Raw genomic sequence first — 16571 nt, 5'->3', positions numbered from 1 at the left:
GCGAAGGTTGTCCGCCCCGAAGAGGCGGACGTCACCTCACCAATCGCCGATGGCTCCCGCCCGATCGATGCCGCGATCGACCAGGTCGATGACCTCCTGCGCGTTGTCCGGCGCGGACATTCGCAAACCGTCCAGCGAATTCACCCGCGCCGCAAGGCTGATGCTGGAGAGCATCCAGATGCTGTCGCAGGTCAGCAAATCCGCGGTGAAGAGCAACTCGTAGCTGCACGTCCAGCCCGCCTTCTCCGCCTCGGCGAACAGCGCGCGCTGGGTGACGCCGGGCAGCACACCGTTCTTCGCGGGCGGCGTGATCAGCTTCTTGTCGCGCGCGATCACCACCGTGGAGCGCGGCCCCTCCAGCACCCGGTTCTCGGTGCTCGTGAAGATCACGTCGTCGGCGCCCATCCGGTGCGCGAACCGCAGCGCGGCCATATTCGTCGCGTAGGACAGGGTTTTCGCGCCGAGCAGCTGCCACGGCGCGGCCTGGGCCAGATCGATGGAGATACCGCGCGGCAGCGTCACCACCGAGACGCCCTCGGTGCGCGCCTTCGTCACCCGCTCGGGCACCGGCATCACCAGCACGTAGGAGGTCGGCACCGGAACCGCCGCGGCGAGATCGCCCGACTTGACGCTGGAGCGCGCGCCGGACAGCTCGCTGTCGCGACCGCGGGTCAGCACCAGCCGCATGATCCCCTCGTCCTCGGTGCCCCACTCCTTCGCCGCGGTCTCGACGGCCTCGCGCCAACGGCTGAGTTCGGGTTCCGGTAGTTCCAGCGCCTGCGCCGAGCGGCGTAGCCTGCCGAGGTGGAATTCGAGCGCACACGTGCTTCCACCGCGCACGAGCACCGTTTCGAAGACACCGTCGCCGCGCAGCACCCCGATGTCGTCGGCGTACAGCAACGGCGCGTCCGCGTCCTGGACGACGCCGTCGAGAGTGACAAGAACCCGATCTACCATGCGACGAGCGTAGGCGGTATGTGCTGCCCTTGCCTATGTTTGCCACGCCGCGAAACCCGAGGGCTCGCGCGTCGCGGACCCACGTTGTGGCCATGCCGCCGGTGCGCGCTTCGGCCGCGCGCGGACCGCCGTCCGGCTGTGCCACTACAGTGGAAGACGTGTCCGTGGTCGATGCACCCAGCCCTGTCCTTTCCGTTACGGGCGCCGTCGCGGGTCCGCCCGGCACCCAGGATGCCGCCGTGGCGTGGCACTACGGCAATCCGTTCGGGGAGCAGCGGGCCGCCGCCGAACGCGTCGCGATCATCGATCGCTCGCACCGCTTCGTCCTGTCCATCACCGGCGCCGAGCGCCTGACCTGGCTGCACACCATCTCCAGCCAGCACGTGGCGAACCTGGCCGACGGGCACTCCGCGGAGAATCTGGATCTCGATCTCAACGGTCGAGTGCAGCACCACTTCGTGCTCACCGATTTGGACGGCACGGTCTGGATCGACACCGAGGCCGACCACGGCCCCGCCCTGCTCGACTTCCTGCGCAAGATGGTGTTCTGGGCCGACGCCCAGCCGCGCGAGGCCACCGATCACGCGGTGCTGAGCCTGCTCGGTCCGCGTGCGCGCGACCTGACCGCCGCCCTCGGCGTTGCCGAACTGCCCGACATCTACGCGGCCGTCCCGCTGCCCGGCGGCGGTTTCCTGCGCCGCATGCCGTGGCCGACCGCCGACTCCTTCGACCTGGTGATTCCCCGCGAGCGGCTGACCGAATGGTGGGGCAAGCTCACCGAAGCGGGCGCCGAACCGGCGGGCATGTGGGCCTTCGAGGCGCTGCGGGTGACCGCGCTGCGTCCGCGCATCGGCCTCGACACCGACGAACGCACCATCCCGCACGAGGCCCGCTGGATCGGCGGTCCCGACGAACACGGCGCCGTGCACCTGGACAAGGGCTGCTACCGCGGCCAGGAAACCGTTGCGCGAGTGCACAACCTGGGCAAACCGCCGCGCCACCTGGTGCTGCTGCACCTGGACGGCTCCGCCGACGAGCGGCCGACGCCCGGCACGGACGTCACCGCGGGTGGTCGCGCCGTCGGCAGGCTCGGCACCGTCGTCGACCACTACGAGCTGGGACCGATCGCGCTCGCCTTGATCAAGCGCGCGATCCCGGTCGACACCGCGCTGGTCGCGGGGCCGTCCGCCGCCTCCATCGATCCCGATTCGGTCCCCGCCGAGGACGCGCCGCAGGCCGGCCGTCTCGCCGTCGACCGGCTGCGCGGACGGTGATCCGCCCGAACTCGCTCGACGCCGAGCCTCGCGATCCCCACCCACTCGACGAAGGGAGCGGCGCCGATGCGCAGCGATGACTCCGCCCGCGTGCTCGCGGTCTGCGTGGTGCATGCCGATCTGGAGGTGCCGACCAGGGTCGGTCGCACCGCCATCGACAAGCGACCCGTCACCGGTCGCGTCGGCGTGCGGGCCCTCGGCTTGGACGGCGATCACGTCTGCGACACCAAGCATCACGGCGGCGTGCACCAGGCGGTCTACGCCTACGCCGAGCACGACGCGCGGCGCTGGGGCGACGAACTCGGCAGGGAGCTGCCCGCGGGCTGGTTCGGCGAGAACCTGCGCATCAGCGGTTTGGCGGTGAGCGACGCGGTGATCGGCGCCCGCTGGGCGATCGGCGACACCCTGCTCGAGGTGAGCGCGCCGCGCGTCCCATGCGCCACCTTCCAGCACTGGTCCGGCGAGGCGCAGTGGGTGAAGCGCTTCACGCTGCGCAGCGACACCGGCGCCTACCTGCGCGTTCTCACCGAGGGCACGATCGGCGGCGGTGATCCGGTCGAGGTGGTGCACGTTCCCGAGCACGGCATCACGGTGCGCGACGTGTTCACCGGCGACGACATGGACCGGCTCGCCATGCTGCTCGAGCACGAGTCCTCCATCTCCGACGACATTCGGATGCAGATCGATCGGCACGCCCGCCGCTACGCCAACGCCGCCCGCGCCGCCGAACGCCGCGGCGAACTGTCGACGGAGGGGGCGCGATGAGCGAGCGAGTCATGTGTCGGCGCGCAGCGGACCTGCCGGAGACGAGCGTGAGCGAGGCGCGGGCATGAGTATCGAACTCGTCGAGGTCGTCCGCTCCGGATTCCGCGAATGCGTGCACCGGGGATCCGTGGTGATCCTCGATGCCCACGGCGAGCCGACGCACCAGCTCGGCGAGGTGCACGTGCCGATCTTCCCGCGCTCGACCAACAAGCCGATGCAGGCGATCACGCTGCTGCGCAACGGTTTCGAGCCGGTCGACGAGGCCGAGCTGGCCATCGCCACCGCGTCGCACTTCGGTGAGCCCGACCACGTCGCCCTTGTCCAGCGGCTGCTCGACCGGTTCGGCTTTCCCGAGAAGGCGCTGGAGTGCCCGCCCGACCTGCCGTTCGAGGAGCGGGCCCGCGCCGCCGCGCTGACCGGCGACGAACCGCGCCGGATCTACATGAACTGCTCCGGCAAGCACGCCGCGATGCTGGCGACCTGCGCCATCAACGGCTGGCCGACCGAGGGCTACCTCGACGAGACGCACCCGTTGCAGCGGGCGGTCATCGCGAACGTCACCGAGCTCACCGGCGAACCGGAGACCGATCTCGGCATCGACGGCTGCGGCCTGCCCATCATCCCGGTCTCGCTGATGAACCTGGCCCGCGCCTTCGCGACCATGGCCACCGCCGAGCCCGGCACCCCGCCGCGCCGAGTCGCCGACGCCATCCGCGCCCACCCCCGAGTGATTTCGGGCACGAACGCGCCCGATTTGCTGGCCATGGCGGCTACCCCGGGGCTGGTCTGCAAGATCGGGGCCGACGGTGTGCACGCGGGCGCGTTGCCCGACGGCAGGGCTTTCGCGTACAAGATCGACGACGGGCACGACCGCGCGCGGATGCCCCTGACGCTGGCGATTCTGCAACGGATGGGCGTCGACTGGACCGAGGCGCACACCGAATTGGCGGCCCAACCGGTGCTCGGCGGCGGTGCTCGAGTCGGGGTGATCCGGACAATTCCCGGCGTACTCTAAGAGCCAGGACACACGGCGACAACCGGGCAAACGGGGTCCGTTCGGGAGTTCTTCCCCCACTCCTGGAAGCGCGACCGCCGGACACACGCTAAAGTGTCTGTCAGGAAGAGTATTAATTCGAACGGGGCCGCCAACAAACCCCAGGCCGCCCCGCAGTGACGCGAGGGGGTCAGCCATGGGCCGTGGCCGGGCTAAGGCAAAGCAGACCAAGGTCGCACGCGAGCTGAAGTACAGCTCAGCGCCGACCGACTTCGCGAGCCTTCAGCGTGAGCTCTCGGGAAGCCCTACCAGCCAACGCAGTGGTGGTGTGCTGTCCGATGAGCACGACGCGGACGTGCCCTCGTCCCGGTGGGACGAGGACGACGACTACGACGACTGGCGCCGCTGACTCGGATCATGCGTGACGAAGGGGGAGGCCGACCGGGCCTCCCCCTTCGAACGTTGCCACCGAGACAGGGACATCGCCTTAGAGGCTTGCCGTACAACGAGATCAGCGTCCCGCATCCACGGATGCGGGACGCTGATGTCGTGTGAGCGGGCTCTTCGCCGACCGATGAGACTCGCGCCGGTTGCGAGGGCTGTGCCAGGCCTGCCGCAGGGAGCGGACACCCGCTGCCACCACGTCTCAGCTCCGCGGATTGCAGGTGCGAACCAGCACGCGGAAGTGCTTCGGCGGCCGATCTCCGAAGTGATCGGCCGCCGACGAAGTGATCAGAAGCGCGGGTGCTCGCCGAGCAACACGGCGCGGGCGGCGTCGGATTCCTTGGCCTTCTTCACGGTGCCGAGGGTCCAGCACTCGATGTGCCGGGCGGTGAGCACCGCGAGCGCGCGGTCGACGTCTTCCGGAGCGACGACGGCGACCATGCCGACGCCCATGTTGAACGTCTTCTCCATCTCGGCACGTTCGACGCGGCCGCGCTGGGCGATCATCTTGAACACCGGCGCCGGATTCCAGGTGCCGCGGTCCAGCTCGGCCACCATGCCCGCCGGGATGACGCGCGCCAGGTTCGCCGCGAGTCCACCACCGGTCACGTGCGAGAAGGTGCGCACATCGGTCTCGGCGACCAGCGCGAGGCAGTCCTTGGCGTAGATGCGGGTCGGCTCGAGCAGCTCCTCGCCGAGAGTGCGGCCGAACTCCTCCACGTGTCCGGTCAGCGACATCCGGTCGATGTCGAGCAGCACCTTGCGCGCCAGGCTGTAGCCGTTGGAGTGCAGACCCGACGAACCCATCGCGATCACCACGTCGCCGGGACGCACCCGATCCGGGCCGAGCACCGCGTCGGCCTCGACAACGCCGACGCCGGTCGCGGACAGGTCGTAGTCGTCGGGATCCATCAGACCCGGGTGTTCCGCGGTCTCGCCGCCGAGCAGCGCGCAGCCCGCGCGCACGCAGCCCTCGGCGATGCCGGAGACCAGCTCGGCGACCTTCTCCGGGACGACCTTGCCGATCGCGATGTAGTCCTGCAGAAACAGGGGCTCGGCGCCGCAGACGACCAGGTCGTCGACGACCATCGCGACCAGGTCGAGGCCGACGGTGTCGTGCTTGTCCATCGCCTGCGCGACCGCGATCTTGGTGCCTACGCCGTCGGTGGAGGCGGCAAGCAGCGGCTCACGGTAGCCGCCCTTGAGCGCGAACAATCCGGCGAAGCCGCCCAGCCCACCCTGCACCTCGGGACGGGTGGCCTTCTTCGCCAATGGCCCGAACAACTCGACTGCGCGGTCACCTGCCTCGATGTCCACGCCTGCCGCGGCGTACGAGGCACCACCAGTGGGGGTCTGTTCAGTCATTTTCGGGGAAAGCTCCAAACCGAATCGGCGGATAGATGCCTGCTCACGCTAGCTCATCCGCCTCTCCGCGTTTATTGCCGGTCGTCGGTGCCGGGGTGGTTGTGATGCCGGGCCGGCGGTTGGGTGGGGGGTCGAGTTCTGGGCGTACCCGACGAGTTACCCGGATTCTCGCGAAATCAGTTGTCACGTCTCGATCCTGTTCACTGCTGATCATTCTGCCCGGTTCGCGGGAAAACGGGCGAGCGTTCGGATCGAATCGAGAGCGCGCGGCGCACCGCGGCCCGCGCGTGCTCACCGCGACCTCGACAACGCACAACTCACGCTGCGCACCTGCCTGCCGATCATCGAACGGACCGGCAACAAGGTCGAAACCGCCAGGGCTCGGGCGAGCGGTTGCGCGCGGTGCGGCTTCGGTGACCGTTCGCTCACGTCTTGGGCTCTTGGGCGAACAGGGTCGCGGCCTCTGCGCGACGTCGGCGTTGTTCGACCGGGTCCGGTACCGGGACCGCGGCCACCAAGCGGCGGGTGTACTCCTCGCGGGGGTCGCGCAGGATCGCGTCCCGGTCGCCCTGTTCGACCACCGCGCCGTCGCGCAGCACCACGATGCGGTCGGCCAGTTGGTCGACGACGGCGAGGTCGTGGCTGATGAACAGGCATGCCCAGCCGCATTCGCGCTGGAGTTGGGCGAACAGCTCCAGGACGGCGGCCTGCACCGAGACGTCCAGCGCACTGGTCGGTTCATCGGCGACGAGCAGGTCTGGATCCAGCGCGAGCGCACGGGCGAGGCTGGCCCGCTGGCGTTGGCCACCGGACAGTTCGTGCGGATAGCGACGTTCCGCGCCCGCGGGCAGGCGGACGTCGTCGAGCAGCGAGCGCACCTTGGCGCGGATCGCCTCGGACTTGCCGACCTTGTGCACGATCATCGGTTCCGCGACGCAATCGCCCACGGTCATCCGGGGATTCAGCGAGCTGGCCGGATCCTGGAACACGAACCCGAACCGCCGCCGAATCGGCCGCAACCGCCGCTGCGAGAGACCCGCGATGTCCTGACCACGCACCCGCACCGCACCCGAGGTCGGCCGCTGCAACGCCGCGACGCATCGCCCGATGGTCGACTTCCCCGACCCCGACTCCCCCACGAGCCCCACCGTCTCGCCCGCCGCGATGCTCAGGCTCACCCCGTCCACCGCCCGGAACCGTGGGCGCCCGAACGGCCCGGGGAACTCCACGACTAGATCGCACACCTCCAGCACCGGCACCCGCTCGCCGACGCCGGCGGCCCGATCCGCGGCGGCCGCACCTCCGACCCCGCGGGCCGCACCGCCCGCACCACTCACCCCACGGGCGCCGTACGCACCGGTCCCGGTACCCACATCAGTCCCGGCAGCGATACCCCCGACGGTCTCAGCGGCCGCAGTGACACGTGCGGTCTCGGCGACTGCGGCAGTCCTGGCACCTCCGACGCCGAGAACATCCCCGGCATCCGCCGCATCGGGCCCAGCGGGCTCGGCGGTTCCAGCAGGCCCCGCGGGTCCGGCACCCTCGGCGGTGCGGGCGTCCCCGGGAGCCGAGGTGTCCACGGCCCCTGCGACCGCCCCGGCATCCACAGCGGTACCGACATCCGCAGCAGTTCCGGCGCCAGCGGCCACCCCGGCGGCGGCGGCCTCGAGGGCGGGCGTGCCGGTTTCAGGGGGTGCGGCGTGGCCAGTGGCTGTGGCCGTTGCCGCAGGGTGCGACTCCGTGCCGACCTGCGGCTCAGCGCTTTTCGCGCGCCGTGCGCCCAGGTGCGGGACCGCCGCGAGGAGGGCGCGGGTGTAGTCCGCCTTGGGGCGGGCGAACAGGTCCTCGACGGGGGCCTGTTCGACGACCCGGCCGTCGCGCATCACGACGACGCGGTCGGCGAGGTCCGCCACCACGCCCATGTTGTGGGTGATGAGGACGATCGCACTGCCGATGCGATCGCGCAGGTCGCGCAGCAGGTTCAGGATCTCGGCCTGCACGGTGACGTCGAGCGCGGTGGTCGGCTCGTCGGCGATGATGACCTTGGGCTCGCAGGCGATCGCGATGGCGATCACCACGCGCTGTTTCTGGCCGCCCGATAGTTGGTGCGGGTAGTAGTCGACGCGGTGCTCGGGATCGGGCAGACCCACCAGCCGCAGCAGTTCCACGGCGCGCTCCTTGGCCGCCTTGCGCGACAGGTCGTTGTGCGCCCGCAGCGCCTCGGCGATCTGGAAACCGACGGTGAACAGCGGATCCAGCGCCAGCCCCGGTTCCTGGAACACCATGGAGATCGCGCCGCCGCGCAGCGCGGTGAGCTGCCGTTCGGACATCCCGGTGACCTGCCGCGTGCCGAGCGTCACCATGCCCCTGACCCGCGCGGTGGACGGAAGCAGCCCCATCGCCGTCCGCGAACTCACCGACTTGCCCGAGCCGGACTCCCCCACGATGGCGAGCACCTCGCCGGGGAAGACCTCGTAGGACACGTCGGTCACCGCGTGCACCGGGCCCGCATCGGTGGCGAAAGTGACCGACAGTGCCTCGATCGCCAGCGCGGGCCGCCGCTCCTCGGCTACGTCAGGCATGACCGCCCTCCCGTCTACTCGAAACGTTGTCTCCCACATCCGGTTCGGCGCCGCCCTTCGGCTTCACCGGATAGCCGCCCGGGGCAGCTCCGGCACCCTCATCCGACTCCAGCGGATCGCCGTCCGGCGCGTGTCCGGCGCCGCCCTCCGACTCCACCGAATCGCTGTCCGGCGCGGATCCAGCACCGCCGCCCGGCACCGCCGAAACACCCTCCCCCGCAAACCCGGCACCCTCATCCGCCGCCACCGGAGCACCGTCCAGCGCGTGTCCGGCACCGCCATCCGACTCCACCGAATCGCTGTCTGGCGCGGATCCAGCACCGCCGCCCGGCACCGCCGAAACACCCTCTCGCGCAAACCCGGCACCCTTATCCGCCGCCACCGGAGCACCGTCCGGCGCGTGTCCGGCACCACCGCGCCGCACCGCCGAAACACCCTCCCGCGCAAATCCGGCATCCTCATCCGCCGCCATCGGATCGCTGTCCGGTGCAGATCCAGCACCGCCGCCCGGCACCGCCGAAACACCCTCCAACGCAGACCCGCCACCGTCGTTCGTTTCCGGAGGCTCGCCGTCCGGCGATGATTCGGCTCCGGTTCCGGACAGGTCGACGTCCGGTTCGACCTCTGCGACCGGCATCTCCGGCTCTCCGGTCGCGCCGACCACCACATCACTCCCCACCGCGACCGGCGCCGCGGTGCGCCGGGTGCGTAGCAGCGGGTTGAGCACCTCGTTCAAGCTCTCGCCGACCAGCGTCATCCCGAGCACGACGAGCACGATGGCGGTGCCGGGAAAGACCGCTGTCCACCAGATTCCGTTGGACACCGCCGCCAGCGACTTGTTCAGGTCGAATCCCCATTCCGCCGCCTGGGTGGACTCGATGCCGAAGCCGAGGAAGCCGAGCCCGGCCAGGGTCAGGATCGCCTCGGCGCCGTTGAGCGTGACGATCACCGGCAGCGACTGGGTGACGTTGGCGAGTATGTGCCGGAACAGGATTCGCGCCGTGGACGCGCCGGTGACCCGCGCGGCGTCCACGTACGGCTCCTGCTTCACCGCGACGGTGGCGTTGCGCACCACCCGGAAGTACTGCGGCACGAAGATGGTCGTGATCGCCACGGCCGCGGAGAGCACGCCACCGAACCCGCTGGACTCGCCGCCGGAGACCACGATGGACACCACGATCGCCAGCAGCAGGGTCGGAAACGCGTACAGCGCGTCCATGACGGTCACCAGCACCCGGTCCGGCCAACGCCCCACATACCCGGAGACCAGCCCGAGCGGCACACCGACGAAGAGCGAGAGCACCAGCGACACCACGATCACCCACAGCGCCGTCCGCGCACCGTAGAGCACCCGGGAGAACACGTCCTCCTGCGCGACGGTGGTGCCGAACCAGTGCTGCGCCGAAGGCGGTTGGTACTGGCCGAAACCCACACCGTTCTCGGTGGTCTGGGCCAGCCCGTAGGGCGCGAGCAGCGGTGCGAACAGCGCGACGAAGAGGAACCCGGCGATCAACAGCAGGCCGAGGATCAGCGTGACGCGCTGCATGCCCGCGGTCATCGAGAACAGCCGCAGGCCGAACCGGCCCCGGCGATTCGGTGCGAGCGCCGCGCTGGGTTCGGTCACCAATTCCGGTGCGGTCATCAGAACCTCACCCTCGGATCGATCAGTGCGACAAGGGCATCCACCACGAAACTCATCACCGCGACGACGAGCGCGATGAACGCGACGATGCCCTGCACCGCCATGAAGTCGCGAGCCTTGAGGTATTCCGCGAGCTCGAAGCCGAGACCCTTCCACTCGAAGGTCATCTCGGTGAGCACCGCGCCGCCCAGCATCATGGCGATGTACATGCCCATCACGGTGACGATCGGAATCATGGCGTTGCGCACGGCATGTCGGCCGGTCACCACCCGCGCGGACAGCCCGCGCGCCCGTGCCGCGTCGACGTAGTCGCTGCGCAAGGTCTGGATGAGGTTGATCCGGACCAGCCGCAGGAACACCCCCGCCGTCAGCAGGCCGAGCGCGATAGCAGGCAGCACAGCGTGTTTCAGCACATCGAGCAGATAGGCGTTGTCGCCGTAGAGGATCGCGTCGACCACCATGATGTTGGTCTTCGGCGAAACGTGCTGTAGCCGCAATTCGACGTCGGCGCTGGCCCGCCCGGAGACCGGCAACCAGCCGAGCCGCACCGCGAACAACAGCTTGAGCAACAGTCCGACAAAGAACACCGGCGCGGCGTAGGCCAGGATGGCGAACAGCCGCAGCGCGGCGTCGCTCGCCGAATCCCGGTGAGTTGCAGCGTATCTGCCGAGCGGGACGCCGATGGCGAAGGCGACAAGCAGCGCCCAGCACACCAGTTCCAAGGTTGCCGCACCGCGGGTGGCGATGATGTCGGCGACCATCCGGTGGTCCTGGGTCTGCCCGAAGTCGCCGCGCGCGAGGCCGGACAGGTATTCCCAGTACTGCACCAGGATCGGCCGGTTCAGCCCGGCCGCCTCGCGCCGCTGTTCGATCTGGTCCGGTGGCAGCCGCCCGCCGAGCGCGGCTTCGATCGGATCGCCGATCACCCGCATCATGAAGAACACGGCGGTCACCAGGATCCAGGCCGTCACCGGGATGAGCAGCAGCCGTACGCCCAGGTATCTGGCGAGGGCGAGCCCGCGCGAATCCCCGCCCGCCGCCCGCCGGGGCAGCGCGAATCGCCGGGCCCGCGGCGCGATCGCCGCGGGCCCGGTCCCCTCCGACTTCACTTGCTCAGGACCGTGTAGCGGAACTTGAACGACAGGTCCAGCGTCTGCTCCATGCCCTGGACGTCCTTGCCCGCCACGCCGATCTGCTTGCCGGACAACAGCGGAACGATCGGCAGGAAGTTCTGCGCCAGGTCGCGCTGCACCTGCTGGATCTGCTGGAGCCTGCGGTCCTTGTCCGGCTGGGTCGCCTCACCGACCAATTGCGCGGTGATGCCGGGGTCTTCGAAGTGGGACTGGAGGAAGTTGTTGGGGCCGAAGAACGGCGAGAGGTAGTTGTCCGGGTCCGGGAAGTCGGGGAACCAACCGAACTGGTACAGCGGGTAGGCGTCGCGCGCCCGTTCCCTTTGGTAGCTAACCCATTCCGTGGATTGCAGGTTCACCCGGAACAGGCCCGTGGCCTCCAGCTGCGTCTTGATCGCCTTGTATTCCTCCGCGCTGCTGGAGCCGTAGTGGTCGGGGTTGTACTGGAGGTTGAGCTCCACCGGCGTCGCGACGCCCGCGTCGGCGAGGAATTTCGCGGCAGCGTCCTTGTTCGGACCGGCGCCGTAGATCTCCTTGAACGGTTCCGCCGCGCCCGGAATGCCCTGCGGGACGGACGAATACGCGGGCACGTAGGTGTCCTTGTATACGTCGCGAGCGAGCGCGACCCGGTCCAGCGACGACGCGATCGACTTGCGCACCGCCAGCTTCTGCTCCGGCGTACCGCCGGGCATGGTGTTCATGTTGAAGACGATGTAGCGCAACTCACCGCCGGGACCGTCGAGCACCTTGACCTTGTCGCTGGCGCGCAGCCCCTCGATGTCGGTCGGCGTCAGCGAGCGGTAGCCCGCGTCGATCGCGCCGCTCTGCAGGTCGAGCTTCAGGTTGTCGGTGGTCGCGTAGTACTTCGCCGAGATGCGCGGCGTTTTCGGGGTGCCGAGGATGCCGCGGTACTCCGGATACGCCTGGTACTCGACGAGTTTGTTCTTGTCGTAGCTGGTGATCGTGTACGGGCCGGAGTAGCCCTTGGCGCGAACAACGTCCTCGTCGGCCATCACCTTGTCGGCGGGGAACACGCGCTCGTCCACGATCGGCCCGGCCTGCGTGGGCAGGATGGCCGGGAAGGTCTGGTCGTTGGCGACCTTCAGCGTGAAGGCGACGGTGCGCTCGTCGACCACATCGGTCTTCTCCAGATTGCCGAGCAGCGAGGCGGGACCGTTCGGGTCGTTGATGCCGAGCATGCGGTCGAAGGAGAACTTGACGCTGTTGGCGGTCAACGGATTTCCGTTGGCGAACTTCAATCCCGCCTGCAAGGTGCAGGTGTAGACCGTCGGCGTGGTGAACTCGCACTTCTCGGCGGCGTCCGGTTTCGGGGTGGGGTCGCCGGGCGCGAAATTCAGCAGGTACTGGTAGATCTGCGTCTCCGCGACCAGCGATCCGTTGTCGTAGGCGGCGGCCGGATCCAGCGAGAAGATCTTGTCGGTGGTGCCGACGATCAACCCGTCGCCGTCACCGCCCTCGCCCGTCCGTCCGGATCCGCAACCCGCGAGCACCGACGCGACCAGCGCAACGAGCCCAACCGCCGCAATGCCTTTCGCTCGCCTACGCCCGCCCGGCGTCCTCGAAACCCTCATCATCCGGCCCCACTTCTTCGAGCGCGCCGCACCGCGATACCTGGATCACAGGCCCGGTCCGGACGCGGTGAACTTTCGATATAGCTGGCGACCGTACCCACGAACCATTTCCGGCACATTGCGTTTTCAAAGAAAAATCACCGGGCTGTCATCGCCCGTTGCGAACCATGCACGGCCGCACCGGCATCGCCCGGTCATATGTCCAGGTGCGCGGAAAGATCGAGATCGCAGCGTCTCGAGCAGGCCACGTCACACCCACGGACACCGTTGTGCCGGTACCCATTTCGGCTGTTCACCAAACCACGCGCTGAAATCAGCAACCGCCACAGTCCTCGCAGAGTCTTCCGACGCTTCACCGCGGTTGCAGGCGCTGCGAACCGTGCGGAAGGCCTGCGAGGCCCGGCGTTGGGATTCACGACAGACCGCGCGGGCTCGCCTACCGTCACTGCGCAATCGAACCGGGCGTTCCCCGCAGAGGTTTCGCACGCCTCGCAGAGGTCGCAACCGCTGCGAACCGTACGAAAGGTCTGCGAAGTCGAGCCCGTCGCAGGCGGGGTGTCAGGGCCTGCTCAGGGCGCTCGCGTTGGCGTTCTCACCCAGCAGCACCGATTCCGGCTGACCAGTCAGCATCCCCTCGAGCAGGTTCTTGCCGATCGAGGCTTCCTGGGGCAGCGGGATCGGGTAGTCGCCGTCGAAGCAGGCGGCGCACAGGCGGGTGCGCGGCTGCTCGGTGGCGGCGATCATGCCTTCGGTGGAGATGTAGCCGAGAGTGTCGGCGCCGATCGAGCGGCGCACGTTCTCGACCATGTCGTCGTAGCTGTCGTCGGCGCCCGCGCCGTTGGCGATCAGCTCCGCGCGCGAGGCGAAGTCGATGCCGTAGAAGCAGGGCCACTTCACCGGCGGCGAGGCGATCCGGACGTGGATCTCCACCGCGCCCGCCTCGCGCAGCATCCGCACCAGGGCGCGCTGGGTGTTGCCGCGCACGATCGAGTCGTCCACCACGATGAGCCGCTTGCCGCGGATCACCTCGCGCAGCGGGTTCAGCTTCAGCCGGATGCCGAGCTGACGAATCGTCTGGCTCGGCTGGATGAAGGTACGGCCGACGTAGGCGTTCTTCATCAGGCCCTGCCCGTAGGGCACGCCGGAGCCCTGCGCGTAACCGACGGCGGCCGGGGTGCCCGATTCCGGCACCGGGATCACCAGGTCGGCCTCGACCGGATGCTCCTTGGCCAGCCTGCGGCCGATCTCGACACGGGTGGCGTGCACCGAGCGGCCCGCGATGGTGGAGTCGGGCCTGGCCAGGTACACGTACTCGAAGACGCAGCCCTTGGGCTCGGGGTTGGCGAAGCGCATGGAGCGAACGCCCTCGGCGTCGATCGCCAGCAGTTCGCCCGGTTCGATCTCGCGCACGAAGGCCGCGCCGACGATGTCCAGGGCCGCCGTCTCACTGGCAACGACCCAGCCACGCTCGAGCCTGCCGAGGCACAGCGGACGCACGCCGTGCGGGTCGCGCGCCGCGTACAAGGTGTGTTCGTCCATGAAGGTCAGGCAGAACGCGCCCTTCAGCGTCGGAAGCAGCTTCATGGCCGCCTGCTCGATGCTGGAGTCCGCGGCGGCGTGCGCCAGCAGCGCGGTCATCACGTCCGAGTCCGAGGTCGCGCCGACCGGCTGCGGGCGGCCGCCGGAGACCGGGTTGCCGATCAGTCCGAGTTCCCGTGCCCGGCTTGCCAATTCGGCGGTGTTGACCAGGTTGCCGTTGTGTCCCAGCGCGAGTCCGGAGCCGACCGCGGTGGTGCGGAAGATCGGCTGCGCGTTCTCCCACGTCACACCGCCGGTGGTGGAGTAACGACAGTGGCCGACGGCGATGTGGCCGGGCATGGCGGCCAGCGTCTGCTCGTCGAACACCTGCGAGACCAGCCCGAGATCCTTGAAGACCAAGATCTGCTGACCGTCCGAGACCGCGATGCCCGCCGCCTCCTGACCGCGGTGTTGCAGCGCATAGAGGCCGTAATACGTGAGCTTGGCCACGTCCTCGCTCGGCGCCCAGACACCGAAGACACCACACTCCTCGCGTGGCTCGTTCTCGTCCTCATCGGGGGTGGCTGCGAGGTTCTGCACCGGCACTTCGGCGTTGGTCACCGTTTGCTCCCTGTTCGGGCGGGCTGGGGGCACCAGTCATTCTACGGGTGAAAATTCGATCGCGATCACGGCCACCGCATCCCGGTAGCAATCACCGTGTCGATCACCCGAAATCCCACGGCCGCGGCGGTACCGTCCCTTCGTGGCGACTACGGACAGCACCGGCGGGACGGATCCGAACGCTAGACGGCTCGACCGCCGTTCGCTACTGCGCATGGTCGGCGCGCCCATGATCGTGCTCACCTTGCTGACCACCCTGCTCGGGATCATGTACCTGGCCTATGTGGTCGATCCAGAGGAGAACCTGCACGACTTCCCGATCGCCCTGGTCAACCAGGATGTCGGCGAGACGTTCGGCCCACCGGGCCAGGAGCGCCGAGTGAATTTCGGCGATCAAGTGGCCGACGGGCTGCGTAAATCCGTACCCGCCGACCAGATCGATCTGCGGGTCGTCGGGATCAGCGAGGCCGAGCGGCAGATGCAGTCCGGCAAGGTCTACGGCGCGATCATAATTCCCAGCGACTTCAGCAAGCGGCTCGGCATTCTCGGCGTCGGCAGCGTGGTGCCCGGCGATATCGAGCAGCCCATCATCACGCTCCAGACCAACCCGCGCGCCGGCACCTACGCCTCCTCGATCGTCGTCCGCGTCGGCGACAGAGCGTTCCCCGAGGTGAACAAGCAGGTCGGCGAGGAGCTGACCCGGCAGGTGCAGGCCCAGCTCACCGCGCCGGAAGGCGGGCAGGCGCCCGAGCTCAGCGGCGCCACCCGCATCGCGCTGGCCAGCCCGCTGCAACTGATCGTCGAGGAGTACCGTCCGCTGCCGAGCAACACCGGTCAGGGTCTCACCGCGTTCTTCTACGCGCTGTTGCTGCTGCTCGCGGGCGTGATCGGTTCGATGACGATCCACACCATGGTGGACGCCAACCTCGGCTTCGTGCCCACCGAGTACGGGCCGTGGTACGTGCACTTCCCGCCCACTCCGATCTCCCGGTTCAAGACACTGCTGATCAAGTGGGGCGTGATGATTCTCATGGGCAGCGTCGTCTCGTTGATCTACATGCTGGTGGCCAGGGCGCTCGGCATGCCGATCGACGATCCGCTGACGCTGTTCCTCTACAGCGCGTTCGCGATCATCGCGGTCGGCATCACCGGCCTGTCCATCCTCGCGGCCATCGGCTCGGCGGGACTGCTGGTGAACCTGATCCTGTTCATCGTGCTCGGCCTGCCCTCCTCGGGCGGCACGGTGCCGATCGAGGCGACGCCCAAATACTTCGGCTGGCTGGCCCATTTCGAGCCGATGCACCAGGTGTTCCTCGCCGTCCGGTCCATCCTGTATTTCGACTCCAGCGGACCGGCCGGGCTGACGCGAGGCTTCTGGATGACGCTGGCCGGGCTCGTCATCGGGCTCGTTCTCGGGGCGGTCATCACCCGCTACTACGACTACAAGGGTCTGCATCGCGGTCGGCCCGCGCCCGCGGCGGCCTGATCCTCCCGTGGTGACTGGGCGGCGGATGGTCGACGGCCGACCCTTCGCGTCCTTCGCGCCGAGGCCGATTCGCTGTCCCACAGAGCCGCCGACGCGGGCCGAATCACTCGGAGCCCCACAGCAGCGCGTACTGCACGCCGAGTTCCCCTAGCCCGGTGATGGCGGTCGCCTTCGGTCCGCCGTCACACCTCACTCGTCGGC

General features: G+C 68.9%; 11 protein-coding genes and 1 pseudogene. 5 read left to right on the top strand and 7 right to left on the bottom strand.

All coding sequences use genetic code 11. From position 1 onward, the window contains the following. Positions 1–36: 36 nt before the first annotated feature. Complete coding sequence (locus tag NAM01S_RS26865) at positions 37–957, bottom strand: aminodeoxychorismate lyase (protein WP_067790403.1); 921 nt, start codon at positions 955–957, stop codon at positions 37–39. Positions 958–1115: 158 nt separating this feature from the next. Between NAM01S_RS26865 and ygfZ the strand changes: the two genes are divergently transcribed. The 4 genes from ygfZ (at position 1116) to NAM01S_RS26845 (ending at position 4399) form a co-directional block, all read left to right on the top strand. Further along, positions 1116–2231 (top strand): CAF17-like 4Fe-4S cluster assembly/insertion protein YgfZ, encoded by a 1116-nt coding sequence (gene ygfZ / locus NAM01S_RS26860; RefSeq protein ID WP_253798623.1) that lies wholly within the window; start codon positions 1116–1118, stop codon positions 2229–2231. Positions 2232–2297: 66 nt separating this feature from the next. Continuing rightward, positions 2298–2996 carry an MOSC domain-containing protein gene (locus tag NAM01S_RS26855; RefSeq protein ID WP_067790402.1) on the top strand — a complete coding sequence of 233 codons (699 nt, stop codon included), beginning with the start codon at positions 2298–2300 and terminating at the stop codon, positions 2994–2996. 64 nt (positions 2997–3060) lie between these two features. Beyond that, the gene (locus tag NAM01S_RS26850; RefSeq protein WP_067790400.1) at positions 3061–4011 is read left to right on the top strand and encodes an asparaginase; all 951 of its coding nucleotides are present in this window, start codon (positions 3061–3063) and stop codon (positions 4009–4011) included. A gap of 175 nt (positions 4012–4186) precedes the next feature. Continuing rightward, positions 4187–4399, top strand: coding sequence for a DUF3073 domain-containing protein (locus tag NAM01S_RS26845; protein ID WP_067790397.1), 213 nt, complete (start codon positions 4187–4189; stop codon positions 4397–4399). 323 nt (positions 4400–4722) lie between these two features. Here NAM01S_RS26845 and purM read toward each other — a convergent pair whose 3' ends face one another. The 6 genes and pseudogenes from purM to purF all read right to left on the bottom strand — a co-directional run bounded on the left by purM (position 4723) and on the right by purF (position 14884). Next, positions 4723–5799 (bottom strand): phosphoribosylformylglycinamidine cyclo-ligase, encoded by a 1077-nt coding sequence (purM, locus tag NAM01S_RS26840; protein ID WP_067790394.1) that lies wholly within the window; start codon positions 5797–5799, stop codon positions 4723–4725. A gap of 425 nt (positions 5800–6224) precedes the next feature. Next, on the bottom strand, positions 6225–8381 hold the full coding sequence (locus tag NAM01S_RS36785) for a dipeptide ABC transporter ATP-binding protein (protein WP_253798620.1): 2157 nt from the start codon (positions 8379–8381) through the stop codon (positions 6225–6227). 697 nt (positions 8382–9078) lie between these two features. Then, a pseudogene (locus NAM01S_RS35350) lies at positions 9079–9939 on the bottom strand (ABC transporter permease); the annotation flags it as partial. A gap of 83 nt (positions 9940–10022) precedes the next feature. After that, entirely contained in the window at positions 10023–11021 is a 999-nt protein-coding gene (locus NAM01S_RS26820; protein WP_301316162.1) for an ABC transporter permease, read from the bottom strand. Between the two features lie 107 nt (positions 11022–11128). Beyond that, on the bottom strand, positions 11129–12745 hold the full coding sequence (locus tag NAM01S_RS26815) for an ABC transporter substrate-binding protein (RefSeq protein ID WP_084483345.1): 1617 nt from the start codon (positions 12743–12745) through the stop codon (positions 11129–11131). A 558-nt stretch (positions 12746–13303) separates the two neighbouring features. Beyond that, positions 13304–14884, bottom strand: coding sequence for an amidophosphoribosyltransferase (gene purF, locus NAM01S_RS26810; RefSeq protein ID WP_067790386.1), 1581 nt, complete (start codon positions 14882–14884; stop codon positions 13304–13306). A gap of 214 nt (positions 14885–15098) precedes the next feature. Here purF and NAM01S_RS26805 point away from each other — a divergent pair, with 214 nt between their 5' ends. Beyond that, complete coding sequence (locus NAM01S_RS26805; RefSeq protein ID WP_067790383.1) at positions 15099–16370, top strand: YhgE/Pip domain-containing protein; 1272 nt, start codon at positions 15099–15101, stop codon at positions 16368–16370. Positions 16371–16571: the final 201 nt, after the last annotated feature.

The organism is Nocardia amikacinitolerans NBRC 108937 (assembly GCF_001612615.1).
Lineage (GTDB): Bacteria > Actinomycetota > Actinomycetes > Mycobacteriales > Mycobacteriaceae > Nocardia > Nocardia amikacinitolerans.
Note: the sequence above shows the minus strand (reverse complement) of the source record. Positions and strands in the feature narration are given on the sequence as shown.